Origin of the sequence: Sphingobium sp. CR28, assembly GCF_052327305.1 — a bacterium.
Lineage (GTDB): Bacteria > Pseudomonadota > Alphaproteobacteria > Sphingomonadales > Sphingomonadaceae > Sphingobium.
Window position 1 is genome coordinate 271,784 of record NZ_CP182486.1, and the last position, 24,353, is coordinate 296,136.

Sequence of the window (24,353 nt, forward strand, 5' to 3'; positions counted from 1 at the left end):
ATCGGGTATGACGGGCGGCGATGGACGATCCTGCCGCCCTCCCCTTCTTCTTCTACGGAACCCTCATGCGCGGCGAGAGCAGTCACGCCGCGCTGTCTCTCCCCGACTGGACCCGTTATCTCGGCCCCGCGTCGGTGCGAGGACTGCTCTATAATCTAGGTGACTGGCCTTGCGCGGTCCCCGGCCCGGAAGGCGTGATCCAGGGCGAACTGCATCGCCTTGTCGATCCATCACGCATTAGCGACCTGGACGCATTCGAGGACTACGACCCGTTGGACCGCGCGCGATCGGAATATATCCGTGTCGCGATGCCTCTCGTCGGCGGGAGCGGCCCGGTGTGGGTCTATGCCTATAACCGCCCCGTCTCCGGTTTGCCGCGCATTGCTTCAGGCGACTGGCGAAAGCGCTAAGCCCTTCCCTTTTGGAACGGAGCGCCCTCGCCCGCCGATCAGCGTGTGAGTTTCTTATAGACCAGACGGGTGGGACGATCCGCCGCATCGCCCAGACGCCGGCGCTTGTCTTCCTCATAAGCCTCGAAGTTGCCTTCGAACCACTCCACATGACTGTCGCCTTCGAACGCCAGAATATGGGTGGCCAGGCGATCGAGGAAGAAGCGATCGTGGCTGATGACCACAGCGCAGCCGGCGAAGTTCTCGAGCGCATCTTCCAGCGCGCGCAGGGTTTCCACGTCAAGGTCGTTGGTCGGTTCGTCCAGCAGGAGGACGTTGCCACCCTCCTTGAGCATCTTCGCGAGATGTACACGGTTCCGCTCACCACCCGAGAGCTGGCCGACCTTCTTCTGCTGGTCCACGCCCTTGAAGTTGAAGGCGCCCACATAGGCCCGCGTCTGGATCTCATGCTTACCGATGGTCATGAGGTCATGGCCGCCGGAAACTTCCTCCCAGACATTCTTGTTGGGATCGAGCGAATCCCGGCTCTGATCGACGTAGCCGAGTTGAACCGTCTCGCCGATCTGCAGCTCGCCGCTGTCGGGTTGCTCCTGCCCGGTGATAAGGCGAAACAGCGTGGATTTGCCGGCGCCGTTCGGCCCGATCACCCCGACGATGCCACCTGGCGGCAATAGAAAGTCGAGATTCTCGAAGAGCAGCTTGTCGCCATAGGCTTTGGTGAGACCATGGGCCTCGATCACTTTGCCGCCCAGACGTTTAGGCGTCTGAATGACGATCTGCGCCTTGCCCGGTGCGCGGTTCTCTTGTTTCTCGACCAACTCGTCGAACGCGCGAATACGCGCTTTGCTTTTGGTCTGGCGCGCTTTCGGGGTCTGCCGGATCCACTCCAGCTCTTCCTTGATGGCCTTCTGCCGTCCCGCCTCATCGCGGTCTTCCTGCTCCATCCGTTTGGCTTTGGCTTCCAGCCAGTTGGAGTAGTTGCCTTCAAACGGGATACCACGGCCGCGATCCAGCTCCAGTACCCAGCCCACGACATTGTCGAGGAAGTAGCGATCGTGGGTGACGAGGATCACGTTGCCGGTGTAATTGATCAGATGCTGCTCCAGCCACTGCACGCTCTCGGCGTCGAGGTGGTTGGTCGGTTCGTCGAGCAGCAGGATGTCCGGCTTTTCGAGCAGCAGTCGGCAAAGCGCAATACGGCGCTTCTCACCGCCGGAAAGATTCTCGACCGACCAATCGCCAGGCGGGCAGCGCAGCGCCTCCATGGCAATTTCGAGCTGATTATCGAGCGTCCAGCCGTCGACTGCGTCGATCTTTTCCTGAAGCTCGCCCATCTCGGTCATCAGCGCGTCGAAGTCGACGTCCTCGGGCGGATCGCCCATGATCGTGCTGATCTCGTTGAATCGATCGACCAGATCGGCAACCCCACGCACACCATCCTTCACATTTTCAATGACGGTTTTGGTCGCATCCAACTGTGGCTCCTGCGCGAGATACCCCACGCGGATGCCTTCCCCTGCCCAGGCTTCACCCTGAAACTCGGTGTCGATCCCCGCGATCACCTTCATCAGCGTGGACTTGCCCGCGCCGTTGACGCCGATCACCGCAATCTTGGTGCCGGGGAGGAATTGCAGATGGATGTTGTTGAACACCGGCTTCTGAGCGCCGGGGAAGGTCTTGGTGAGACCCTTCATGACAAAGCTGTACTGGACGGCCATGGGGATGGTCTTTCGAAAGCGCGAGGGTGTGGAAAGTCGCTGACCGGTTAGCGGAGGGAAGCCGTATTGGCAAATGTGGAAGCGCTGGACGGCTCCGCAACACGAGGATTTATCGACTACTCCCCGCTGTATTTTCTTGCTGTGCCCTCTGCGGAAGGCGCTCGCGATCGCGCCTCTCATGACCTTCCTAGATGGCGGCTCTCGAAGGACTCGCGGGACGTACCGGCCGCGTCACAAAGGGCGGAGAATGACGCGAAACGGTAACCCCACCGTCGCATTGCTTAGCGGATCAGTTGATAAAAAGAGTTGATTTCGGAGGTGGACCCGCTAATGGAAGCGGCTCGTGCACAGCGATGTGCGCGAGACTTCGCTATGGGAGCCTTATAAGATGAACAAGTTTGCTGTTGCCTTTGCCGCCGCCGGTCTGATGGCGCTGGCCGCTTGCGGCGAGAAGCCGGCTGCCGAGGCCAACAACGCCGCCAACGAGGTGGTCGTGAACGAGGTCGAGAACGCTGCGAACGCGATGGACAACGCGGCTAACGCCGTGACCAACGCTGCGAACGCTGTCGAGAACTCGGCCAACGCGATGTAATCCTTCGCATCTGCGAAGAGATTTTGAGAAGGGGCGCGCGAAAGCACGCCCCTTTTCTTTTGGCTATTCTGATTGTCCGTTTAGAGCGCCTTGCGCCTTCGCCGGGCCTTGGTTAAGGCCAGCCACGCCCATGTCGGGGAGTAGCGCAGTCTGGTAGCGCATCTGCTTTGGGAGCAGAGGGTCGCAGGTTCGAATCCTGTCTCCCCGACCACACAAACCGCGAGAAGACGCAGTTTCCTAAATCCAGAATATCCGACAGCATCATTTCATGAGATCTATGTATAAACCGTGACACGGCAGCTACGTGATCTCAGAATGACACGGGGTTAAGCAGATCATCCGAGCAACCCGGAGCTATCCGCAAGCGCCGAATCGACTTTCCAGAGCCGTGCGCCACGCCCCTTTCATTTCGTGTAGACTACGAGCGCGTATGTCAGTCTCCGCTTTGCAGATAGAAACCCGTTTCAAGTGAAATGTCCTCCCCGCAGCCTGCGTTGAAGTACGACCGGAGGTCGGAGACGATATGAAAACGGGAACCACCGGCATTCTGCGGCTTTCCTCAGGGGGCTATCTCATTGGAAGGTGTCTTCATGTCGGCTGAGATCGCTGAAGCTAACTATACGGTGAGCCCAACCTTACTGGCACTACGCGACGCCCTTCGCACAGCCAAAAAGCCGGTCGCTAAGTTCGACATGGGGGAGTTGCAGGTCGAGGTTATAGCCGAGCATGACTCAGTTTTTGCTCTCGTCCGCCGCCCGAACGACGGTGGGCTGGCGGTCCGCATCGCTTATCTGAGCGCGTCTTTCACCTGCAAATCGCTTCGCCCTAAGGCAGGTGAAACCGCTCGGATCGCAATCACCAGTGGAATGGGTGAGCACGAAATCGTCTTTTCCAATAGTCGTGAAGCGCTTGAACGATTGCGGGTGACGGTTCGCCTAACGCCTGCCACTGACCTGACCCTGCCCTTCGCACCGCGTGACATCTATCCATTAGGGAATGACGATGATCCGTTGCGAGCAACGGGTAATTTGGAAGCATCGCAGCGGGGCCTGAACGCGGGGATTTTGTACTTCAGGATCGATGAGCCGGCCTTCGGCAATGTTTTGTACCTCCAGAACCTGACGGCGCTGAACGACTATTTTCGGGCAACCGGTACCAAACCGAAGGAGGTCGTAGGTGGGGACTGGCCTGAGCTCGGTTATCTGCTGCCCACCCCCGAGCCGGACGCTTGCCTCGCCGATGTCGCGCTAAAGCAGGGCGTGCCCATAACGCTGTCAGACGTCATTCTGGTATTTCGTCATGAAGCGCCGCCGCATGAGCGCGAGTCCGCACGGCAGTTCGTGCAGATGCTCGGCAGCGCTTACAAGATGCTCGATCTTCCGCCGGTTGAGTTTCGCGATTGGGCTGACCGCGCAGAACGGTCCGCCCGCGATCTGGCCGACGCAACTGAGGCTACCGTTCGCCACTATGGCAACCTCTACGTTCATCCCTACACGGCCGCTGAATATCCCGACATCATGGTTCAGATGTCCATAATTACTGCATTACATGACTGGGGAAACTGGCGTGGCGAGCACCATCCGGTCGAGGCGCGGCTCAAGAAGGGCCTCCGCAAATTCTATGATTCAAAACTCAAGGCTCTTCGAAGGTATCTACCGAATGTCGGAAAGGACAAAAATGCCGACGCAGTCGATAGTTGGTATCTTTATCACCCGCTGTTGAACCTGGGCATCCTCGCTCTCGATGGCGATAATGATGCCCGCGCCTTGTTCCTCGATTCTATTGACTTCGCGGTTCGGGCAGCGCGACATTTCGAGTATAGGTGGCCCGTCCAGTACGATATTACTGACTTTTCCATCATTGAGGAAAAGGCCCCGGTCGATGGTCGAGGTCAGACCGACGTAGGCGGGATCTACGCTTGGGTCATGCTCCAGGCGTTTGAACTCACTGACGACAAGCGGTTTCTCGATGAGGCCAAGGCGGCAATCGAGACTGCAATTGGGCTGCGCTTCAACATCAACTACCAGGCCAATCTGACAGCGTGGGGAGCGGCAGCCTGTATGAGGCTTTGGCGCATCACCAATCGCGACGTCTACCTAGAGCAAAGCTATGTCTATCTTGCGAGCTTCCTGCACAATGCCGTGATCTGGGACAGCCAGATCGGCCATGCTGCGCATTACGAGACTTTCCTAGGGGTGACTTGCCTTCAGGATGCTCCCTACATGGCGATGTACGAATGTTTCGACAGCTTCACCGCCTTCGAGCGCTACCTAGACGACGGAGGCCCCGATCTCGATCCTGAGGCGCGGATGCTGGTGAGTGAATACTGCAAATACGCACTGTCTCGGGCCTGGTATTATTATCCAGATGCGCTGCCCCCTGAAGCGATATCGGAAAAGCAACGAGACTCGAACGGCCACGTCGATCCCAAGCTCTCATTCCCATTGGAAGATCTTTATCCTGATGGACAGCCCGCGGGGCAAGTTGGGCAAGAGGTCTATGGTGCTGGCGCGGCCTTCATCTTTACAACGCGCTCCTTCCGCAATGTCGATGGCGCGCCCTTTCGGCTCTATTGTGACTATCTGGTTCGCGGCGTTGAGCGTACGGGTGATAAAGCGCTGACGGTCAGCCTTTACGGCGGAGAAGGCTGTACGGCCCATTTGCGCATCGTTCGTCTAAAGCGCCGCAAATTGACCAAGAGCACGGTGACCACGGCTGACGGTGACGTGTTGATACCTTACGAAACGTCAGACGATCGGATTGATTATCGTGTCCCCGCGAACGGTCGCCTCGTGGTCGCATGGGAGTAGGCGGTGCATCGATATCGCTGCCCGCGCTGACCTTTGAGTGCGGGGAAACTCGCAGGACTGGACGTTGCCCGCCCTCTCCTTCTAAATTCTCGATCAGGATTTGGCGGTTCCGGGCTCAGCCATCTTACGATGCCGCTCGGCCAATAAGGACTGCGGAACGACACCGGCGGCCGCAACCTGAGCCTTATTCATCCAGCCGGAGACGATATGGCCTTTACCCGCCATCAACGCATCCCAGCCGTCTCGCGCGACCTTGGCAGGATCAGCCTTGTTCTCATCCTGACCAACTTGCGTGTCGAGCATCTCGGCGCGCGCGAAGAACTCAGTGTCTGTCGCGCCCGGCATCAGGGTCGTGAGGGTGACGCCCCTTGTATCCTTGAGCTCGTTGCGGAGAGCATCGGTAAAGTTGTCGATGAACGCTTTCGTCGCATTGTACACGGCATTGAAGCTGCCGGGGATATAGCCAGCGATGGAGCCCGTAACCAGGACGTTACCCGAATTACGAGCGACCATCTCTTTGAGAACTTTCTGAAGGAGATACACCGTCCCGGTGACATTGGTGTCCACGGAGTGACGCCAGGTCGGGACGTCCTGATCCAGAAACGCTCCGCCCGTCCCGACACCGGCATTGGCGCAAAGCAAATCGATCTGGCGACCCTCGGTGTGAGCGAGGAGCAGGTCCACACCCTCAACCGTAGACAAATCCGCCTCAACCGAACGAACATTTCCTCCATGACGGGCTATATCTGCGGCCGCAGCCTCAATAAACGGCTCGTTTGCTACGACGAGCAAATCATAGCCATTTTCCGCTGCGATACTGGCCAGCTCAAAGCCAATGCCTGTCGAGGCGCCGGTTACAATCGCAAATTTTCCCGCCATGTCTTCTCTCCTCAGCCGGGAAGTTTGCCCAGCGTCTCGATATGCTTCTGTATGACTGGGACGATCTCTGCAGCCGCCTTCTTTAGCGCGGGTTTGTCGCCTTCAGCCGCGTAAGCTTGTTGGAGAGCGAGAGCCGCCTGATGCGCCTGCGTTTGATGCGCCTTGTAGATAGCATCGACACGGTCAGCCTGCGCGCTCTTGATCTCATCCAGCATCGCCTGCTGAGCGGGATCGAGCTTGGGAGGCGATACCGATACGCCATCCGCCTTGGCGGCCGCTTTCAGCTTCTTAGTCGACTGACTGTGGTTATCGACCATCATATTTGCGAACATTTTGACGTCGGCGTTGCCGGTCTTGGCTAGGACCGCCTTCGAGGATTCGATCTCGAAAAGATCGCCTGCGCCAGCTTTCCCAAGATAGCTCGCAGCATCGGTCGCTGCTTCGGCGGTCGGCGGCGCCATCGCGTCGTTCATCTCCGGCGCGTTAACCCCGCTATTTGGCAAGGCCGCTTCGTTGGTGACACTGGGCGCCCCGCTACAAGCGGATAGAGCAACAATGGCCGTGGCTAAAATGAGTTTGCTACGCATGATGATATTCCTCTCTTGGGGCGCTCAGGCAACAATGGTCTGATCGAGGCCGGGCTTGAGCACGATCTTGGTGACTTCGTTCTGCTTGTCGTGAAACATCTTGTAGCCCTCAGGCGCCTGCTCGAGCGGAAGCCGATGCGAGATCAGGAATGTCGTGTCGATCTTCCCTTCGATGATCGCATTGAGGAGGCCCGGCATGTAATGCTGGACACTGGTCTGGCCGGTCTTGAGCGTGAGGCTCTTTTCCATGAACGCGCCGAGTGGGAATTTATCGACGAACCCGCCGTAAACGGCAGGCATGGACACGCGGCCACCCTTGCGGCAGGCATGGATCGCCTGACGGATCGAATGGATACGGTCCGTGCCCAGGAACATGCTCGCCTTGATCTGATCGACGACGTTGTCGACGAAGAAACCGTGGGCCTCGAGGCCAACAGCGTCTATGACCGCATCGGGGCCGATCCCGCCGGTCATATCCATAAGCGCTTCGTAGGTTTTGGTTTCCTCGAAGTTGATCGTCTCCGCGCCGAACTTCCGGGCAAGCTCCAATCGATTTGGGAAATGGTCGATCGCGATGACGCGCTGCGCGCCCATCAGGAACGCGGATTGAACGGCGAAAAGTCCAACGGGGCCGCAGCCCCAAACCGCTACGGTATCGCCGGGTTCGATATCGGCATATTCGGCCGCCTGCCATCCCGTCGGCAAAATGTCGGACAGGAAAAGCACTTCGTCATCATCGAGTCCGTCCGGGACCACAATCGGGCCGACATCCGAGAAGGGCACGCGCACATACTCGGCCTGCCCGCCCGCATAGCCTCCGGTAAGATGACTATACCCGAATAGTCCGGACATCGGCTGCCCATAGAGCTCCCGGCCTATGTCCTGATTGTCAGCCGGATTTCCATTATCGCATGCCGAATATTGATGTTTGCCGCAATGATAGCAGCTGCCGCATGAGATCGTGAACGGGACGACCACCCGTTCTCCTTTTTTCAAGGTTGAGCCGGGACCGGTTTCCACGACCTCGCCCATGAACTCATGGCCCAGAATGTCCCCCGCCTGCATGGTGGGGATGTAGCCATCGTAAAGGTGGAGATCGGAGCCGCAGATCGCGGTCGACGTGATCTTTATGATCGCATCTCGAGGATTGAGGATTTCCGGATCATCTACGGTGTCGACGCGAACGTCATGCTTGCCGTGCCAAGTGAGCGCGCGCATCAGGCCTTCTCCTCTTCCAGCTGTGCTCGCGTGCGTGCAGCGGTAGCAATTTCCCCGGTTTCCATAAGTTGCTTGAGACGTCGCAGGTCGCGGCGGGCCTGAAGTTTCGGCTCTCGCTGAAAGAGCTTCGCGATGAACTTGCCCACAGTTCCAAAGGGCGGTTCGTAGGCGATGGTCGCGCGAACCACTGCGCCACGCTCTCCCGCGTCAATAAACTCGATCCGCCCGCTGTTCGCCACCTCGGCGTCTGGTTGAGACTGCCAGACGATTTCCCGACCCTCTATGTCGTGAGTGATCTCCGACACCCAGCTGACTTCCCGCCCTGCCGTAGCCTTTACCGTCCACCGAGAACGCGTGTGGTCGATCGGCTCGATTGAGACGATATTCTCCATTACCGACACCAGGTTGGACGGGTCTCGCCAGAAGGCATAAATTTCGCCGGCAGGACGATTGATCGTGACACTTTCAGCCAGCAGAGCGCGGTCGCCGCTTTCTTTCTTGGAGGAGGTTACAGGCGCGTCGTTGTGAACGCGCGTCATGTCTTCCGCGTCGTGAGACATAGCAAATAATCCTATGAGGTTACGCCCTCAATGGTCCACGAGCAGCAATGTTCCTCCACGCGCCTGAAGCATCTTCGAAATCGTATTAACGAAAGTTAATCTGGCGTCCTGACGCGCGTCCTCTCGCGAGCCTGACCGTTATGGCGGCACGGGACACCTCCCGGCCAAGAGGAGAGCAATAATGGCTGCTACGAAGACCGCTTCGAAAACGAGTTCGAAGACCAGTGCAAAATCCGCAAAGAAGCCCGCGTCAAAGACGGCCCGCAAAAACCAGCGCGCTGCGGCGAAGCCGGCCGATGCGATCAAGTTCCTCAAGGACGATCACAAGGAAGTGAAGGGCTACTTCAAACAGTATGAGGATCTGGAAGACGAAGGCGAGAAGCAGGCCCTAGCGGACAAGATTTGCCTCGCGCTGACGGTTCATGCGCAGATTGAAGAAGAAATCTATTATCCTGCCACGCGGGAGGCGATCGACGACGACGATCTTCTGGACGAGGCGGAAGTCGAACATGCGAGCGCGAAACAGCTAATTGCCGAAATTCAGGCAATGAAGGCAGGCGATCGCCTTTTCGACGCGAAGGTGACTGTGCTTGGCGAGTATGTCAGCCATCATGTCGAGGAGGAAGAGAAAGAGATGTTCCCGGAAAGCCGGGACAGCGACCTCGACCTCAAAGCGCTGGGCGTGATGCTTGCCGAGCGCAAAGCAGAGTTGATGGCGCAAGCCGGCAAGTAAGCGGGACACAGAAGAACACTGACCTCCGGCGGTGGACGCGCTTCATCGCCGGAGAGGATCGGGAAGACTAGGACCAAGAGGCGCCCCGTCATCCGTCGATAGAGCGAAGGTCTAGGCTGAACTTTTAGCCTAGCCCGAAAACGGACTTGGGGATGTGCGTGATCCGACATGCGAGATCCGCTTCGCCCGAGGCCACGACATAGTGATCTCCGCCGTCAGCGATTCCTGTGGTAAACACCACGTCGCGCAAATACATCTGATCTTCCAAAGGTTTGGTCAGGTCCGGATTAGCCTCGAGTAACGGCGTGTGTTCCGTGTGCAGGACATTTGTCGGATCGTCCCGGCCAAGAATGGACCAGTACGTGCGATAAATGCCGACGATCTCATGGGGCTCGACGCCGTGCCATAGCGTCAGCCAGCCTTTGTCAGTCAGCACAGGTGGGGTTCCGCCTCCCATTCGGGCAGTCGCGACGGTCGCCGCATGTGGGCGGATGCCCGGCCGCGCGGATGGCTTCCAGAACAGAGCATCGGGTGAATGGGCCAGGTTGATCGAAGGCCCTGCACGCCATTCGCTCCCCGGCGGATAGGCGAAGTAGAGATCCCCCAACGGTCGGGTTTGGGCCCAATAGTGGCCGTCGATCAGACCTTCAAAAATCAGCATATCCTTGTTCTGGTGGTCGAGAACGATATCCTCGAACCGCCAGTCCAGCCCATTGTCGGAGCTGTAAAGCGTGGTGGAGTGACGCTCAGGGCTCACTGAACATGTGGTCATCAGCCACCGATCGCCCACCCTGCTGATCCGGGCATCTTCGACGCCATAGCATTGCAGGCTGTTCTGGGGGGCGATGGCCTTGTCATAGTGGATTGCAACCCGTTCCAACCCATCTGGGGTTAGCTCTACCGGAAGTAGCCAAGACAGCGACGTCAAAGCCATGATCTTCCACCCGCCGCCCCGAAGCGTGAACTTGCGGGGGTCAGCAGTATCTGCATGTTCAAGAGGCCAGGCGTCGAGCGCGTAATGGCCGTCGCCTTCAACTGCCTCCCACCGTATCGCGTGAACATATCCGTCATGGATTGGCTTGCGCAGCGCTTCGGCCACGCGAACCATGATGAGCAGATTTCCGTTGGGAAGACGCGTGAGGCCGGGGTTGAACGCCCCCAGGACATAGGTCTCGCAATCCAAATGTCCGGCAAGCGGCGATCGCGCCAGATCGATATCGTCGGGCGTGAGAACAAGTTTGTCGACGGCATAGCGGGTCATGGGTGATCGCGGCGGGTTTCGACGCGCATGAGGGAGACGGCCGTCCGACGGGGCTGGGTGAGCATGAAGTGGGTGGCAACTGCGATGTCTTCCGCGCGCAGCATCGTTTCGTCGTTGATTGCCTCGCGCTGCTTTTCCGGCGGATATTCTGGATACTGGAAATCCGCGCCGGTGAAACCGGGCTCGATCAGTCCGACCTTGATATCTTTCTCGGAAAGCTCCTGCCGTAGCGAATGGGCAAAGCCCTGAATGCCTGCCTTGGCCGCGACGTAAATCGAAGAGCCGCCTGAGCGCGATACTGCGGACATGGAGCCAATCAGAACGATGTCGCTGCCGGCCTCCATTCGATCGACCGCCGCACGTGTGGAATGCAGATAGGAGGTGAAATCTACAGCGATCTGGTAATCCAGCTCGTCCTCGCTCGGCTCTTCGAGAGCGTCGGCAGGGACGGCGGCGTTTATGACCGCGATGTCGAGCCGTCCGAGATAATCATCCGCCGCCTTGAAGAAGCGTTCGACGTCCTCGCGCCGGGCAAGATCCACATTGATGCCGTCGCCCTCCCCTACTTCCCGAATGCGCACCAATGCGTCGTCCAGATGAGAAGGCGTTCGGCCACAAATGAAGACTTTTACGCCCTCGGAGGCAAGGAGCACGGCGATGGCCCGACCGATCCCAGTGGTGCCCCCGGTTATTATTGCTTTCCGTCCCTGCAGGGAGGGACAAGCGGTATGAGCATCGGCGGTGTTGTTATCAGGCATGTCCATCCTCTTCACATCTTCACGGCGACAATCGCTCTGAAAGCTCGGTGCGCGGCGCTAAGGGGTCAGTAATGTCTGGCGGCGATCCACATTCGCGCCGCCGCCGAGCAGTTCATCCCGCAGCTCAAGAAGAACCTGCGTCGCCTTATGGCGCGTTTCCGATGGCGGGCGGTCTTCGCGGGTTAGTCCTTCCAGCGGGGCGGTCGCATAAGCAAAGGCATTACTGACCAGCCCGATATGACCCATGCGGATCATCTCGATCAGGAGACCGGTGAGAAGCGAGCGCAGCGCGAGATTTTCGGCTGTTAGACTGCTGAGAACAGGGTCGATGTCGCTCATGATGTCCGCGTGTCCGCAGGGCGGTGTGCCTCTGCTGTCATCGGTCCAACGGAAACCTCAGGGAGAGGTTCCGCTATCGGCCATCGGATAATCTGAAGCAAAGCGATTTCCGAGTGGCGAACCAAGCAGAGGCACTCATTCCTCGTTTGCCCAGGCTTCGATACGCTTGTGATAATTCCTCAAAGCGTCGTCCCGCGCGCCGCTCAACCGCTGGACATTGGCTTCGTGATCAGAGGTAAGGCGTTTGCGTTCTTGCCGTAGCGCTTGCTCTTGTTCTTCTAGTATCTTGAGCGCCTTCCTATATTTCGCCTCAGCATCGGCAATTGCGGCATCGGCCTGCTCGACGGGAGCGGGGCTGGGCCGTGGGCGGCTGGTCTTTGCTGGCTTGGTGGTCTTACGATCCCTTGCTTCAGCCTTTTCAGGCGATCGCTCCGCCCCGACTTTCGGCGGCGAAGGGCGTCTCGCTGCCGTCGGCAAAGCTCTGAAATGTTCGGCATCCGTGCCGCGCCTTATTCGGATCACCTGCCCCGGTTTACTCAGTGGCTCGCGAGCCAACTCCGCATCCGTCACCGTCTCGGCCAGGCCGCGCGCAAAGAGATCCGCCTCAGCACCCCATGCAGCGAGGGCCGCCTTCTGACTGGGAACAGCGACATAGGCATCGTGAAAGCCAATGGGCGTTCGGAAGACCTTGAGCTTTGCCATGGCCAGAAAAGAGGATTGCGAGAGAAATGTTCCCCGGCTTCCCTCGTTACGTCTCCGAAGCTTCGTCAATCAGTCGCGGAATGAGGGGCAAAAGTTCGCGAGCGAGAAAACCGACCGTGCCCACCTGCTTTGACAGCGTTGCGCCGACCTGGCCGTGGATGAAGGCTGCCCACGCACAGGCTTGCAAAGGTTCAGCGCCACGGGCGGCCAGCCCGCCGATGATGCCTGCCAGCACGTCGCCGGAACCACCCGTAGCCAGACCCGCGCATCCCTCCTCATACATCAGTGTCTCGGCGGCCGGTGAGGCGAGGAAACTCTGAGCCCCCTTCAGTAGCACGACCATGCCATAGGCTTCGGCGACCTCTTGAGCGGCCTTTGCCGCGTCCGCGGCAATGACTTCCGTTGGGACTCCGGTGAGATAGCTCAGTTCGCCATGGTGTGGCGTAACGATAACGCGTCCGTCGCGCTGCCGAATATCCTCCTGAAGGTCGCGCGCGCAGGTGAGCGCCGCAGCATCGAGAATGACGACGGCGTCCTGTGCTGTTCGAGCCAGTACGGCTTTAACGAGGTCGCTGGTCTGCGGGGCAGCGGACATGCCAGGACCCATGATGACGACATCACATCGACCGAGACGCTCCCCTAGAAGATCGGCAGCATCCGTCGCGATTTCGCCATCCGCATCGGCAGGAAGCGCGATCATTGCCGCTTCCGGCATCAGCACTGCGAGGGCCATGGCCGCGCTTTTGACAGTTGCCATCTGGAGCTTACCGGCGCCCGCGCGCAGGACCGCCTCACCAGTCAGGCGCAATGCTCCAGGCACGAATTCCGCGCCGCCGATCACCAGCACTCGGCCTCGGCTATTCTTGTCATTGTCCGCCTCGACCGGGGGCAAGGGATGAGCGCGGACCCAGGCCTGATCGATCCTGCGCATCAGCCGCGCCGGCCTGCTATCGCGTCGGGCGCGGTGGTTATCGGTGTAGCCTCCCGGTCCATTGGGGCAGTCACATTGTAGCGCTTCAGTACGAGCATCCCTTCGTGGCCAGCACCCGGATCAAAGTGATAGTCCGTGATCGCGCAGTTAGCGACGTCGCCTTCCCGATCAATTGCCAGTATCTGCGCCTCATCCAGGGTTTCCAGGATATAGCGCATGCACAGGACTACGACCTGATGGCTGAAAATCATCACGCGCTTGCCAGCGTAGTGCAGCGAGATCGTGTCCAGGACCGAACGTAAGCGCAGGATCACATCGCACCAACTCTCGCCGCCCGGTGGACGGTGATAGAATTTTCCAAGCAGTCGCCGGAATTCCGCCTGATCGGGAAAGATGTTCGCGACACCAGAGGTCGTGAGGCCATCGAGAATTCCGAATTCCTTTTCGCGCAGCCGCTCGTCCGAACAGATCGGGGTGTCACTCCCGGCGCCGCCGCTCGACCGAAACGTCTCAGCGGTTTGCAGAGCCCGTCTATAGGGGGAGGAGAGCAGGACCTGCGGCCGCTCGTCTTCAGAAAGGCTAGCGAACCAATGGCCCAACGCTACCGATTGTGCCCGCCCTAGATCGCTGAGCGGCACGTCGGCATCCCGACTATTCAGTTCGATGCGATCAACCGCCGCCTCATGCGCGACGTCCCGAGCGATATTGCCCGCGCTCTGACCGTGACGCACGATAATCAGTTGCTGCGGCCAATGCATGCTGGTCTCCCGTCTATCGCACGGAACGATTTTCGGTCCGCAACGATCCGCTGGCACACCTTCGGCATATGGCTTTCGTCTGTTCACGGCTTCTTAAACGGCAGGAAAGTCCCAACGTCGGCCTGTTACAAAGCGGCGAACTGAGGGTGGCTTTAATAAAGCCTCAATGAGGATCTGACCGTCCGCAATGTTGGCGACATCTGCTGATCGGCGGGGATGATCTTTCATCTCGTGCGTAAAGGAGCTCAGCCTCATCACGCGCGTAACATATACTGGTTCTTACTGCGCAAAGTCTCCCCCCCAAGCGCGGACAAGCGCAACGGCCGCTCGGAGCCGCGCTGTTTGCACGCCAATCGCCGCTCTTTGTGCCTCTAATGCGCTGGTCTGGGCAACGACAACTTCGAGATAGTCCGAGGCCCCATCCTGATAGCGGGTGAGCGCCAGATCAAGCGTCCGCCGCGATGCGGCCGCCGCTGCATCGCTGTCTTTCGCCTGCGTTGCCAAATGTGCAGCAGCTGCCAGCGCATCCTCACTTTCGCGGAATGCCTGGATCACGGTTGAGCGATAATCAGCTGCCATCTCGTCATATTGCGCCCGAGTGATTTTTACCCGCGCCGCGCGCCTGCCGGCATCGAACAGGTCGACCACAGCGGCGAGCGGCCCCAGCCCCCAGAAGTTCGACGGCGCGCTAAGGAGGGAACCGTGGCTTGCTTCCCACCCACCCGACAGGCCCAGCGTAACAGTCGGGAAAAAAGCAGCCCTTGCAACGCCAATCTGCGCATTCGCTGCATAGAGCCGTCGCTCGGCAGCGGCGACGTCCGGGCGACGCTGAAGAAGGATCGACGGACCTTGTGGGGGGATGGCGGGCACCTGCGCCAGCCCGTCGATCGGTGCGATGGCGAAGCGTGGGGGGACTTCGCCAATCAGAGCCGCAATGGCATGTTCGGTGATCGCTCGTTGCCGCGCGACGTCAGAAATCTGCGCGCGCGCTGCAGACAGGACGGTTTGCGCCCGGCTGACATCGAGCCCCGCGGCAATGCCGCCCTCGTGTCGCGTCGTCGTTAGCTCGAGCGCACGCCCATTTGCTTCCACGGTTTGGCGGAGCAGAGACGCCTGCTCATCCAGACCTCTCAGCTCAAAATAGGCGTCGGCGAGCGAGGCTTGCAGACTGAGGCGCACTGCTTCCAGATCGGCAGCGCTCGCCTCCGCCTCTCCTCGTGCTGCCTTGACGCTATTGCGCACCCGGCCCCACAGATCGATCTCATAGTCGAGAGCGCCGCCCACCGTAACGTCGCTATATTCAGGCAGAGCAACGCCCCCTGGCCTTCGCTGGGAGGGGCGTGCGCGCACGCCTTGTGCGCTCACCGACGCAGTAGGGAACAGATCCGCACGGCTTTCGCGTGCCGCAGCGGCGGCAGCGTCTAATCGCGCCAGAGCTGCTGCGAGCGTCGGGCTCGCGGCATCCATGCGCGCTTCAAGGTCAGCGAGCACGGGGTCATCGAACAAGGTCCACCACGGCCCGCGGCTCCCGGTATCGGCCGGCGCCGCCAAGGTCCATCCCGCAGGCATCTCCTTATAGGCGGCAGGTGGAGCGATTTGCGGTGGCGCATATTTCGGCGCCATTGAGCAGCCGCTGACAAAGAGCAGCAGCGGAGTTAGCGCGATCCTATTTCGGCGCACGGCCACTCTCCACGCGCACCACGTCGCCTGTGGCCAGAGCATCAGGCGGCGTCACGATAACGCGCTCGTTGCCTTTGAGGCCTGAAGTTACCTCCACGGTTTGCCCTTCGTCCCGGCCAAGGCCAACGGGCACGACCGTCACTTTGCCCTTGGGGTCGACATAGCCAATTGCCGGCCCTTCCTCGCGAAACAGGATAGCGGAGGAAGGCACGCGAAGCGCATTCGTCCCACTCCCGATAGGCAGCGTCACTTGCGCAAAGGCACCCGGCTTGAGCGCACGATCCGGATTGGCGGCCTGAAGCTCGATAAGGACGGTACCCGATTGCGTATCCACGGCGCTTGCGCTGCGCGTCAGTACAGCTTGGAAACGGCGTCCGGGATATTCAGGGAGGGTCATGGTTGCTCCCAGCCCCGGCCTGATTTCACTGGAGGCTCCCTGCGGAACGCGCACATAGATGCGCATGCGTTTCACATCCGCGATGGTGAACAGTGGCTGGGCGGCGGCGTTGCCAGAGACGACCAGTGCGCCGATCTGTGCCGAACGGCTTGTGACGACGCCTGCAAACGGCGCAGTCAGGCGCGTAAATCCCTGAAGCGCAACAAGGCGCTTCACATTCGCCGCCTCTGCATTGGTGACCGCGCTCTTTGCCGCGAAGTCGCCTGCCTTTTCGTCGGCTTCTTGCTTGGAGACAGCATCCTTGGCGAGCATCGCGCTCCAGCGGGCCGAGGTGCTCTGCGCCAGTTTCTGCTCCGCGAGAGCGGATTGGTAAGCGGCCCTCGCTTGAGCAAGCTGTTGATCGAGTTCCGGCGCGTCCAGAATTGCCAGCGTTTGCCCGGCCTTCACACTGTCGCCGATGTCGACCAGCCAACGGCGGACATACCCGTTCGTCCGCGCGAAGATCGGAGCCGCGTTGTACGCCTGTACATTGCCGGGAAGAACGAGGCCGCCATCCGCCGTGCCTGCATTAGCTTTCGCATCGCCCGTCGGTGGTGCGCCGAGCTGGAGCACGGCGACCGTCGGGATGGCCGCGTCGGCAGCGGTTTGCGCCAAATCCGCATCCGCAATGCTTCGCGTGGCGACGCCAAAGGCAACCACCGCTAGCGCGATCACGGCCGCGCCGATGCCGACATATTTAAGATTGGCGCCCTGCGCGGGTTTCTGTTGCTCGTCAGACATGGGCGAGTTCGATCTCCCTGGGGGACTGGGTATCCGGCCGGGCGTGCCGGTGGACGAAGCTGAAGAAGCTGGGGACAAAGAAGAGCGTGGCTATTGTTGCCACGATAAGCCCGCCGATCACCGCGCGGCCCAGGGGTGCGTTCTGCTCCCCGCCCTCACCCAGCCCGATTGCCATGGGTAACATGCCAATGATCATCGCAAGCGCGGTCATCAGCACGGGGCGAAAGCGCACAAGGCCGGCTTCAAGCGCGGCTTTGGTGGCATCGCCGAGTTCCGCAAGGCGCTCACGTGCAAAGCTTACCACCAGGATCGAGTTGGCCGTAGCAACGCCCATGCACATGATTGCGCCGGTAAGAGCCGGCACGGAGAGGGTCGTCCCGGTTGTAAACAGCATCCACACGATGCCAGCCAGTGCGGCGGGCAGCGCGGTGATGATCACGAATGGGTCGAGCCAGCTCTGGAAGTTCACGACGATGAGCAGGTAAATAAGCACGACAGCCGCCAGCAGCCCGTAGCCAAGTCCGGAGAAGGCGGTATTCATCGTGGCAAATTGTCCACGCACGGCGACAGTAACGCCTTCCGGCTGTTCCTTTTCGAGAGACTTGATTGCCTTTTGAATGTCTCCAGCCACCGCGCCCAGGTCGCGGCCCGAAGGCGTAGCGTAGATGTTGACCACGGGTGTGATATCATAGTGGCTGACCACGCCCTGCGTCTGCGAGCGAGTGATGCCGCCGATGCCGCCAAGGGTTTGCGCTACGGCGCCCGCACCATTGGTGACCGGCAGGTTGCTAAGCGCAGCCATGGAGCCGATGCGATGCTCCGGCGTCTGGCTGACAACGGGGTAGGAAACGCCGTTCTGCGGATTGAGATAGAAGACCGGCGACGTCTGCGAACTTCCGGCCAGCGCTCCAGCCAAGCTGCTTGTTACGTCCCGCTCGGTGATGCCATATTGGCGCGCACGGGTGCGATCCACATCGACATTGAGCTGCGGATACTGCGCAGGCTGCTGGATGCGGACATCCGCCGCGCCGGCAATCTTGCGCACCTCGCGCACCAGCTTATTCGCATAGGCGAAGTTTGCCGCAACGTCGCGACCGCGCACCTGCACGTCAATCGGCGCCGGCGACCCGAAGTTCAGGATCTGACTCGTGATGTCGGCAGGCAGGAAGGCGAAGCTCCGCCCCGGGAAGTGCCGTGGCAGCTCGCGTCGCAACTGCGCGATATGCTCCTCGGTCGGGCGATGCCCCTTCCTGAGCGAAATATAGATGTCACCGTCCTGCGGGCCGACAGTGCCCGAGATATTGTAGATCATGTTGATGCCACTGGTCGGCAACCCGATGTTATCGACAATCGACACGATCTCGTCGCCGGGGATAAGCTCTCGCACCTTGCGTTCTATCCGGTCGAATTCAGCGGCGGTGCTCTCCAGCCGCGAACCGACCGGCACCCGCACATGCATCATAATCTGGCCTGAATCGACGCCCGGGAAGAAATTCCGGCCCAGAAACGGAACGAGCGCGAACGACAAGATCACAACCGCGAGAAAGCCGATCATGAACGATTTGCGGTTCGCGACGGCGCGGCTCAGCAGAGCGATATAGCCGGCACGCACCCGCTCAAAGCGCAGTTCGAAGCGACGCTGGAAGCGCACGAAAGGATTGCGTGAAGACGGGTCGCCAGAAAGATGGTGATTTTCCCCGTGCGGCGCGTGCGTCTTGAGCAGATACATCGCCATGGTGGGGACGAGCGTGCGTGAGAGCACGAACGATGCGATCATGGCGAAAACCACGGAGAGCGCCATCGGCACGAAGAGAAAACCGGCAATGCCCGGCAAAAAGAACATCGGTACAAAAACGATGCAGATGCATAGTAGAGAGACAAAGGCAGGTGTCACGATCTGTGCAGCGCCGTCCAGGATGGATTGGATGACGCCTTTGCCCTGCTCCAAGTGATAATTGATGTTCTCTATAGTGACGGTCGCGTCATCGACCAGAATCCCGACCGCGAGTGCAAGCCCTCCCAGCGTCATGACGTTCAGCGTCTGGCCTGTCACCATCAGCAAGCCGATTGCCGCGAGCACAGAGAGCGGAATCGACAGGGCGATGATGACTGTCGAGCGCCAGGAACCCAAGAACAGCAATATCATGAGCGAGGTGAGCGCGGCTGCGATCGCGCCCTCGACGATCACACCCCCGACGGCCGCCTCAACAAACACGGACTGGTCGCCAATCGGGGTGACCTTGAGCGTTTCGGGAAGGCCCGCGACCGCGCTCGGTAACTTGTCTTTGATGCCCTGGATGATGGACAGTGTGGACGTGGCACCGTTCTTAAGCACGGTCATCAGCACCGAGCGCTGACCATCCACATGCACGACATTTTGCTGGGGGCCACTGCCGTCGCGTACGTGGGCAATGTCGCGCATCAGCACCGTGCCGCCATTTGCCACCCTGACCGGGAGAGCATTCAGCTCTTCGATGCTGCCAGGCGCATTGTTGAGCTTCACGGCATATTGCGAAGAGCCGATCTTGACGAACCCGGCCGGGTTTATCTGATTTTGCTCGGCTATCGCGTTGGTCACATCTTGCGCCGCAAGGCCGCGCGCCGAGAGCGCGTCCGGGTCGATATCGAGCTGTATCTGCCGTTGCCGGCCTCCAAATGGGTAAGGCAACGCCGCGCCAGGAACCGTGACCAACTGCGTGCGGATCTGATTCATGCCAAAATCATTGAGCTGTTGCTCGGAGAGGCCGTTGCCGGACAGTGCAATCTGCAGAATCGGCACCGTGGCGGCGCTGTAATTCGTGATGAATGGGGGCTGCGAACCGGGAGGCATCTGGCGCAGAATGGTCTGCGAAACCGCGGTTACCTGTGCATTTGCAGTTCGGATGTCAGCGCCAGGCTGGAAGAAAATCTTGACGATGCCGAACCCCGGAAGCGATTGGCTCTCGATATGCTCGATGTCGTTGACCGTCGTGCCGAGCACGCGCTCATATGTCGTGGTAATACGGCCCGCCATTTCTTCGGGGGGCAAGCCGGCATAGTTCCACGCGACGCCAATCACCGGAATGCGGATCTCCGGAAACATATCCACAGGCATCCGCAGCGCTGCCAATGTGCCGCCGATCGCGATGAGCACTGCCATCACGATGAAAGTCAGCGGCCGTGTAAGCGCGATCCGCACAATGCCGATCATTCGAGCCTCCGATCCGGTTTTATTTCTGACGCTCGAACGGCGTTAGGTTTTTAACGTACGGCCATCGCTCCGGAGCCGTCGTCAGAAAGGTTTCATTGCAAAATGGATTATTCTTTGTCCAATATGCATTGCGGGATGATTGAGACGAATGGCGAATGAATGGAACTGAGGCAGCTACGCTATTTCGTTAGGGTTGCAGATGAGCTGCACTTCGGGCGGGCGGCGGCGATCCTAGGCATCTCCCAGCCCCCGCTCAGTCAGCAAATCCGCACATTGGAGGACGAACTCGGCCTTGTGCTCTTTGAGCGAACAAGCCGCCGAGTTGCGCTCACAGAACAGGGCCGTCTGTTGCTCGCTGAAGCGCGGCTCACGCTTGAGCAGGCCGATCGGACGATCGAAATTGCGCGGCGCGCGCGCTTGGGTGAGATTGGCGAACTGTCTATCGGCTTTACTGCATCCGTGCCTTTTGTGGCGGAAGTCGCGAATGCGCTGTTCCAGTTCCGCGAGAACCATCCGGACATTCATCTCGAGATGGACGAGATGCCACGTGCAAAGCAGATTGCGGCGTTGGCCGGGGGCAGGCTCGATCTCGGCTTCCTGCGTAGTGCGCATAGACCGGATTTGCCCCCCGGATTGCACGCCGAGGCGTTTCTTGAGGAGGATATGCTTGTCGCGTTGCGGTCGGATCATCCTCTTGCGGTTAAAGATAGACCTGTTGATATCGCCGACTTCGCTCAAGAACCCTATATTATTTATCAGCGCGCTCTAGGGATCGGGTTTAACGAACACATCATCGCCCTTTACCAGCAGGCTGGCTTCGAACCGCGGATAATATTGGAAGCAAACGGCCCTACGACGCTTCTTGGTCTCGTCGCCGCCGGCTTTGGCATCACGGTGGTTGCCCGCTCCCTCACAGCGCTGCATCTGGACAATGTCGTCTACCGCGCCATTGATACGCCAGGCGCGCAAAGCCGTCTGTGGCTCGTATATCGCGATGCTGCAACACCGGCCTGCCGGCGTCTCGTAGAGACGATCATGTCGGGTAAACGAGCGAACGGATGAGGAGCGCCCTGCCCATCCGAGCGATAATTTCTCGGCTGTCCAAACACCAAGGATCGATCACTACCTACGAGGTTGCTTCCACGGGGCTTTCAAAGCGTGAAATGGCAATGGCGATTGTCAGGTCACCGACCACGTTGAGGCTTGTGCGACACATGTCCAAGAGGCGATCGACGCCAATGACAAGGCCGATCGCTTCGGGCGGCACACCGACAATCACGAGCGCAGCCGAGACAATCGGGATGGCACCAGCTGGAACTCCAACAGTGCACACGCCGCTCAGCAAACAGATAGCGAAGACGGTCAGTTGCTCAGTGGGGCCAAGATGTACTCCGAAAAACTGCGCGAGGAACAGGATGGTGACGGCCGCATAGATGGCGGTGCCGTTTTGGTTGGCCACCGTACAAACACCGAGCACGAACCGTGTCACCTGCGGAGGAAGGCCGAGATTTTCCTCTGCCACTTTTAGCGTAGTCGGCAACGTCGCATTGGACGAGGACGTGGAAAAGGCAATGAATGTCGCCTCCTGCACGGCTCTGAAGAAGACGAGCGGCTTCATCCCACCCACAATCCACACCAAAGACGAATAAACGAAGCCCACGTGCAGTGCGAATGCGAGGAGCATCACGCCCACATAGGCGCTCAGGTGGGAAAGAAGCGTCCAGCCAAACATGACCGTGAGGTCGAACATGAAGCAGGCGACGGCTATTGGGGCGAGGCGGATTACGACGCCGATCAGCCAGACACCAACATCGAAGAGTCCCTGTATAGTCAGGAGTAGTTGTTTGCTCCCTTCTGTCCTCACTAGCATAAGGCCGAGGCCGAACATCAGCGCGAAGAACACCACGCCGAGCAGATTGTTCTCCGACGCGGCGGAGACGATGTTGGACGGAACGAACTGAACGATCATCCCTAGCGTCGTCGGCACAGGATCGCGGGAGAATGCGCCGCCCGCCTTGCCTGCTGAGCTCAGCATCGCTTCCGCAGCGTTCGGATCAATGCCTTCACCGGGTTGGAACAGATTGACGGTCGCCAGCGCGACGAGCGTCGCGAGGGCAGAGGCGACAAGGATGAATGCGACCATCCGCCCACCCATGCGACGGAGCGCGCGCAGGTCGTGGAGACCCGCGATGCTGGTAACAAGGGCGGAGAAAAGCAACGGCATGATGAGAACGAACAGCAGCCGTAGAAACAGGATCTCGATCGGCTGCGTGACGTTGGACATGAAGCCCACTACCCAAGCTGTGCGACCGATCGTGAGATTGACGATCAGGCCCCCGCCCACGCCCAGCGCAAATCCCAACAACACCAGAATATGCGGCGATAGATCCGGCCGGCGGCCCGAGGTGAACGTTGAAAACACCACCTGCTACCGCTCCCCCGAACGGATTAGTCTCTGCCGTGAACATAGCATGATGACTTGCAAAGAAGTCGTCGTATTTTTTGTCTTCATAACCCCGGCGTAGGAGAGGAATCTGTCGTCAAGCTGTCATGCAGCGACCCCCTGGAAATCGACGGTTGCGCAAAGGCCGCAGCCATTCGCGCCGTTGTTCAATGAAACCTTCGCCCCCATGCGCTCGGCCAGCGAGCGGACGATCGAAAGACCAAGTCCGCTGCCCACCTGATCGTTATCCGCCGTCCCGCGTTCGAACCGCTCCCACACGCGCTCCCGATATTCATCGGGAATGCCCGGCCCGTCGTCCTCGATCTCTATTCTGCCCAGGTTGGCATGGCGGCCGAGGCGCACGACGACCGAACCGCCGGGTTTATTGTAGCGTATGGCATTGTCCACAAGATTGCTGATCAGCTCCGCGGCCAACAGGGGGTGGCCCTTCACGGCTAGAGCACCTTCCTCGTCCTGCTCGTAGATGATGTCGATATCGAAGTCGGAGAGGTGGCCGATCCGCTCGCTTAATACCGTTGCAGCTGTGGCGGCAAGGTCGAACGACATGGCGGGGTCGATCGCATATTCGCCCGTCCGTGCCAACGAGATGAGTTGCTGCAACAGCCGCTCCAGCGAGTCGACCGCATGCGAAATATCGAGCAGCGCGTTGCGCCCCTGCGGCGAGTTGGGGCCGAAGCGATGGAGTAGGCCCAGATGAATCCGCACGATTGCCAGTGGAGTCCGCATTTGGTGAGAAGCATTGGCGGTGAACTGCTTGAGGGAGTCGGTCGCTTTTTCCATACGCTCCATCAGGCCGTTGAACGCGAGGATGAAGGGCACCGCCTCACGCGGCGTATCGGCGGAGCGCGTCAACCGGAAGCGAGCGAGCGGGGTCTTGCGTGCCTCTTCGACCTGTTCGGTAAGATTCGAGAATGGTTTCAACCCCCAGGTGATCGCTTGGTAGAAGAGTAGAACCGCGATCAGAAGGATCAGCGTGCCACCGCCAAGGACATGCAGGGATTGGCTGAATATATAAGCGTTGCGATCGTCTACATACTGGGCGACCTGAACGACAACCGGGCGACGCTCGCCACTGACCAATCGGGTTTCGGTGGCGATGCGTACGGCCCTGCCATCGAACTGCCCCGTCCGCAAATAGGCTGCCTGAAGCACCGTCCTTGCGTCCTTCGGGTCGAGATAGCCTCTGTAAAGTCGGGCCTTTCCGTAGGACTCGGTGAGCGCGGCGGGTGGATGTCGGTCGACAGTGCGATCGCCCATCACATAGTCCATGGGCGGTTTGAGTGCGGGTGAGCCGCTGATGAGTTCGTTGCCTAGATAAACGCTGTAGATGCTGTCCGGCTGCGAACGTCGCTGCAACAAATGAATGGCGAGCGGAACGAGCCGGGGCCTTAAGTCCTGTTCCGCTTCGAGTGCAACGCTCAAGGCCCGTACGGAGCCGATCAGCGCCCGGTCGGACGTGAGGTTTATCGTCTTGGCGATCACCCAGCAGGCGACGCCGCCAAAGATCATCACGAGCGCCGCCAGTGGCATCATCACGGCGACGGTCAGACGCGCGCGGAGCGAACCCAACAGCTGGCTCATCCCGC

Annotated in this window: 21 protein-coding genes and 1 tRNA gene; 6 read left to right on the forward strand and 16 right to left on the reverse strand. The window is 59.7% G+C overall.

Annotated features, from left to right (window positions below; all coding sequences use genetic code 11):
* The first annotated feature begins 20 nt into the window (after window positions 1-20).
* Window positions 21-410: a gamma-glutamylcyclotransferase family protein gene (locus tag ACNAOH_RS01300; protein ID WP_443970984.1), complete on the forward strand. Its 390-nt coding sequence runs from the start codon at window positions 21-23 to the stop codon at window positions 408-410.
* A gap of 38 nt (window positions 411-448) precedes the next feature.
* Here ACNAOH_RS01300 and ettA read toward each other — a convergent pair whose 3' ends face one another.
* On the reverse strand, window positions 449-2,128 hold the full coding sequence (ettA, locus tag ACNAOH_RS01305; protein WP_443970985.1) for an energy-dependent translational throttle protein EttA: 1,680 nt from the start codon (window positions 2,126-2,128) through the stop codon (window positions 449-451).
* A gap of 388 nt (window positions 2,129-2,516) precedes the next feature.
* Between ettA and ACNAOH_RS01310 the strand changes: the two genes are divergently transcribed.
* The 3 genes from ACNAOH_RS01310 to ACNAOH_RS01320 all read left to right on the forward strand — a co-directional run bounded on the left by ACNAOH_RS01310 (window position 2,517) and on the right by ACNAOH_RS01320 (window position 5,530).
* Window positions 2,517-2,720 (forward strand): hypothetical protein, encoded by a 204-nt coding sequence (locus ACNAOH_RS01310; RefSeq protein WP_443970986.1) that lies wholly within the window; start codon window positions 2,517-2,519, stop codon window positions 2,718-2,720.
* 134 nt (window positions 2,721-2,854) lie between these two features.
* A tRNA-Pro gene (locus ACNAOH_RS01315) sits at window positions 2,855-2,931 on the forward strand.
* A gap of 379 nt (window positions 2,932-3,310) precedes the next feature.
* A complete protein-coding gene (locus ACNAOH_RS01320; RefSeq protein WP_443970987.1) occupies window positions 3,311-5,530 on the forward strand; it encodes a hypothetical protein in 2,220 nt (739 codons plus the stop codon).
* A gap of 93 nt (window positions 5,531-5,623) precedes the next feature.
* On the opposite strand, the gene ACNAOH_RS01325 is transcribed toward ACNAOH_RS01320, so the two are convergent.
* Genes ACNAOH_RS01325 through ACNAOH_RS01340 form a run of 4 tightly spaced genes read right to left on the reverse strand, consistent with a single transcriptional unit; the run spans window position 5,624 to window position 8,774 of the window.
* Window positions 5,624-6,409 carry an SDR family NAD(P)-dependent oxidoreductase gene (locus tag ACNAOH_RS01325; protein WP_443970988.1) on the reverse strand — a complete coding sequence of 262 codons (786 nt, stop codon included), beginning with the start codon at window positions 6,407-6,409 and terminating at the stop codon, window positions 5,624-5,626.
* 11 nt (window positions 6,410-6,420) lie between these two features.
* Window positions 6,421-6,996 carry a DUF4142 domain-containing protein gene (locus ACNAOH_RS01330; protein ID WP_443970989.1) on the reverse strand — a complete coding sequence of 192 codons (576 nt, stop codon included), beginning with the start codon at window positions 6,994-6,996 and terminating at the stop codon, window positions 6,421-6,423.
* Between the two features lie 24 nt (window positions 6,997-7,020).
* Window positions 7,021-8,214, reverse strand: coding sequence for a zinc-dependent alcohol dehydrogenase (locus ACNAOH_RS01335; RefSeq protein ID WP_443970990.1), 1,194 nt, complete (start codon window positions 8,212-8,214; stop codon window positions 7,021-7,023).
* The gene (locus tag ACNAOH_RS01340) at window positions 8,214-8,774 is read right to left on the reverse strand and encodes an SRPBCC family protein (RefSeq protein ID WP_443970991.1); all 561 of its coding nucleotides are present in this window, start codon (window positions 8,772-8,774) and stop codon (window positions 8,214-8,216) included. The genes ACNAOH_RS01335 and ACNAOH_RS01340 overlap by 1 nt, the downstream gene beginning before the upstream one ends.
* 181 nt (window positions 8,775-8,955) lie before the next feature.
* Between ACNAOH_RS01340 and ACNAOH_RS01345 the strand changes: the two genes are divergently transcribed.
* Window positions 8,956-9,507, forward strand: a complete 552-nt coding sequence (locus tag ACNAOH_RS01345; protein ID WP_443970992.1) for a hemerythrin domain-containing protein — start codon at window positions 8,956-8,958, stop codon at window positions 9,505-9,507.
* A 124-nt stretch (window positions 9,508-9,631) separates the two neighbouring features.
* Here the strand turns inward: ACNAOH_RS01345 and ACNAOH_RS01350 are convergent, their stop codons facing one another.
* The 9 genes from ACNAOH_RS01350 to ACNAOH_RS01390 all read right to left on the reverse strand — a co-directional run bounded on the left by ACNAOH_RS01350 (window position 9,632) and on the right by ACNAOH_RS01390 (window position 20,303).
* Entirely contained in the window at window positions 9,632-10,768 is a 1,137-nt protein-coding gene (locus ACNAOH_RS01350) for a glycosidase (protein ID WP_443970993.1), read from the reverse strand.
* On the reverse strand, window positions 10,765-11,526 hold the full coding sequence (locus tag ACNAOH_RS01355; protein WP_443970994.1) for an SDR family oxidoreductase: 762 nt from the start codon (window positions 11,524-11,526) through the stop codon (window positions 10,765-10,767). Before ACNAOH_RS01355 ends, ACNAOH_RS01350 begins: the two co-directional genes overlap by 4 nt.
* A 57-nt stretch (window positions 11,527-11,583) precedes the next feature.
* A complete protein-coding gene (locus ACNAOH_RS01360; protein WP_443970995.1) occupies window positions 11,584-11,865 on the reverse strand; it encodes a hypothetical protein in 282 nt (93 codons plus the stop codon).
* 135 nt (window positions 11,866-12,000) lie between these two features.
* Window positions 12,001-12,567 carry a hypothetical protein gene (locus ACNAOH_RS01365; RefSeq protein WP_443970996.1) on the reverse strand — a complete coding sequence of 189 codons (567 nt, stop codon included), beginning with the start codon at window positions 12,565-12,567 and terminating at the stop codon, window positions 12,001-12,003.
* 46 nt (window positions 12,568-12,613) lie between these two features.
* Window positions 12,614-13,498 (reverse strand): NAD(P)H-hydrate dehydratase, encoded by an 885-nt coding sequence (locus ACNAOH_RS01370; RefSeq protein WP_443970997.1) that lies wholly within the window; start codon window positions 13,496-13,498, stop codon window positions 12,614-12,616.
* Complete coding sequence (locus tag ACNAOH_RS01375) at window positions 13,498-14,256, reverse strand: histidine phosphatase family protein (RefSeq protein WP_443970998.1); 759 nt, start codon at window positions 14,254-14,256, stop codon at window positions 13,498-13,500. The genes ACNAOH_RS01370 and ACNAOH_RS01375 overlap by 1 nt, the downstream gene beginning before the upstream one ends.
* 279 nt (window positions 14,257-14,535) lie before the next feature.
* On the reverse strand, window positions 14,536-15,936 hold the full coding sequence (locus ACNAOH_RS01380; protein WP_443970999.1) for an efflux transporter outer membrane subunit: 1,401 nt from the start codon (window positions 15,934-15,936) through the stop codon (window positions 14,536-14,538).
* On the reverse strand, window positions 15,923-17,113 hold the full coding sequence (locus ACNAOH_RS01385; protein WP_443971000.1) for an efflux RND transporter periplasmic adaptor subunit: 1,191 nt from the start codon (window positions 17,111-17,113) through the stop codon (window positions 15,923-15,925). Before ACNAOH_RS01385 ends, ACNAOH_RS01380 begins: the two co-directional genes overlap by 14 nt.
* Complete coding sequence (locus ACNAOH_RS01390; protein WP_443971001.1) at window positions 17,106-20,303, reverse strand: efflux RND transporter permease subunit; 3,198 nt, start codon at window positions 20,301-20,303, stop codon at window positions 17,106-17,108. The genes ACNAOH_RS01385 and ACNAOH_RS01390 overlap by 8 nt, the downstream gene beginning before the upstream one ends.
* A gap of 159 nt (window positions 20,304-20,462) precedes the next feature.
* Between ACNAOH_RS01390 and ACNAOH_RS01395 the strand changes: the two genes are divergently transcribed.
* Window positions 20,463-21,365, forward strand: a complete 903-nt coding sequence (locus ACNAOH_RS01395; RefSeq protein ID WP_443971002.1) for a LysR substrate-binding domain-containing protein — start codon at window positions 20,463-20,465, stop codon at window positions 21,363-21,365.
* Between the two features lie 64 nt (window positions 21,366-21,429).
* On the opposite strand, the gene ACNAOH_RS01400 is transcribed toward ACNAOH_RS01395, so the two are convergent.
* A complete protein-coding gene (locus ACNAOH_RS01400; RefSeq protein WP_443971003.1) occupies window positions 21,430-22,728 on the reverse strand; it encodes a dicarboxylate/amino acid:cation symporter in 1,299 nt (432 codons plus the stop codon).
* Window positions 22,729-22,851: 123 nt separating this feature from the next.
* On the reverse strand, window positions 22,852-24,348 hold the full coding sequence (locus tag ACNAOH_RS01405) for an ATP-binding protein (protein WP_443971004.1): 1,497 nt from the start codon (window positions 24,346-24,348) through the stop codon (window positions 22,852-22,854).
* Window positions 24,349-24,353 lie beyond the last annotated feature (5 nt).

Excerpts from the sequence above, each read along its gene's own strand:
- ACNAOH_RS01340 (WP_443970991.1), bottom strand. The coding sequence starts at position 8,774 with ATGTCTCACGACGCGGAAGACATGACGCGCGTTCACAACGACGCGCCT.
- ACNAOH_RS01370 (WP_443970997.1), bottom strand. The coding sequence starts at position 13,498 with ATGCGCAGGATCGATCAGGCCTGGGTCCGCGCTCATCCCTTGCCCCCG.
- ettA (WP_443970985.1), bottom strand. The coding sequence starts at position 2,128 with ATGGCCGTCCAGTACAGCTTTGTCATGAAGGGTCTCACCAAGACCTTC.
- ACNAOH_RS01355 (WP_443970994.1), bottom strand. The coding sequence starts at position 11,526 with ATGCCTGATAACAACACCGCCGATGCTCATACCGCTTGTCCCTCCCTG.
- ACNAOH_RS01365 (WP_443970996.1), bottom strand. The coding sequence starts at position 12,567 with ATGGCAAAGCTCAAGGTCTTCCGAACGCCCATTGGCTTTCACGATGCC.
- ACNAOH_RS01330 (WP_443970989.1), bottom strand. The coding sequence starts at position 6,996 with ATGCGTAGCAAACTCATTTTAGCCACGGCCATTGTTGCTCTATCCGCT.
- ACNAOH_RS01345 (WP_443970992.1), top strand. The coding sequence starts at position 8,956 with ATGGCTGCTACGAAGACCGCTTCGAAAACGAGTTCGAAGACCAGTGCA.
- ACNAOH_RS01325 (WP_443970988.1), bottom strand. The coding sequence starts at position 6,409 with ATGGCGGGAAAATTTGCGATTGTAACCGGCGCCTCGACAGGCATTGGC.
- ACNAOH_RS01390 (WP_443971001.1), bottom strand. The coding sequence starts at position 20,303 with ATGATCGGCATTGTGCGGATCGCGCTTACACGGCCGCTGACTTTCATC.
- ACNAOH_RS01395 (WP_443971002.1), top strand. The coding sequence starts at position 20,463 with ATGGAACTGAGGCAGCTACGCTATTTCGTTAGGGTTGCAGATGAGCTG.
- ACNAOH_RS01385 (WP_443971000.1), bottom strand. The coding sequence starts at position 17,113 with ATGTCTGACGAGCAACAGAAACCCGCGCAGGGCGCCAATCTTAAATAT.
- ACNAOH_RS01375 (WP_443970998.1), bottom strand. The coding sequence starts at position 14,256 with ATGCATTGGCCGCAGCAACTGATTATCGTGCGTCACGGTCAGAGCGCG.
- ACNAOH_RS01405 (WP_443971004.1), bottom strand. The coding sequence starts at position 24,348 with ATGAGCCAGCTGTTGGGTTCGCTCCGCGCGCGTCTGACCGTCGCCGTG.
- ACNAOH_RS01350 (WP_443970993.1), bottom strand. The coding sequence starts at position 10,768 with ATGACCCGCTATGCCGTCGACAAACTTGTTCTCACGCCCGACGATATC.
- ACNAOH_RS01360 (WP_443970995.1), bottom strand. The coding sequence starts at position 11,865 with ATGAGCGACATCGACCCTGTTCTCAGCAGTCTAACAGCCGAAAATCTC.
- ACNAOH_RS01320 (WP_443970987.1), top strand. The coding sequence starts at position 3,311 with ATGTCGGCTGAGATCGCTGAAGCTAACTATACGGTGAGCCCAACCTTA.
- ACNAOH_RS01310 (WP_443970986.1), top strand. The coding sequence starts at position 2,517 with ATGAACAAGTTTGCTGTTGCCTTTGCCGCCGCCGGTCTGATGGCGCTG.
- ACNAOH_RS01300 (WP_443970984.1), top strand. The coding sequence starts at position 21 with ATGGACGATCCTGCCGCCCTCCCCTTCTTCTTCTACGGAACCCTCATG.
- ACNAOH_RS01335 (WP_443970990.1), bottom strand. The coding sequence starts at position 8,214 with ATGCGCGCGCTCACTTGGCACGGCAAGCATGACGTTCGCGTCGACACC.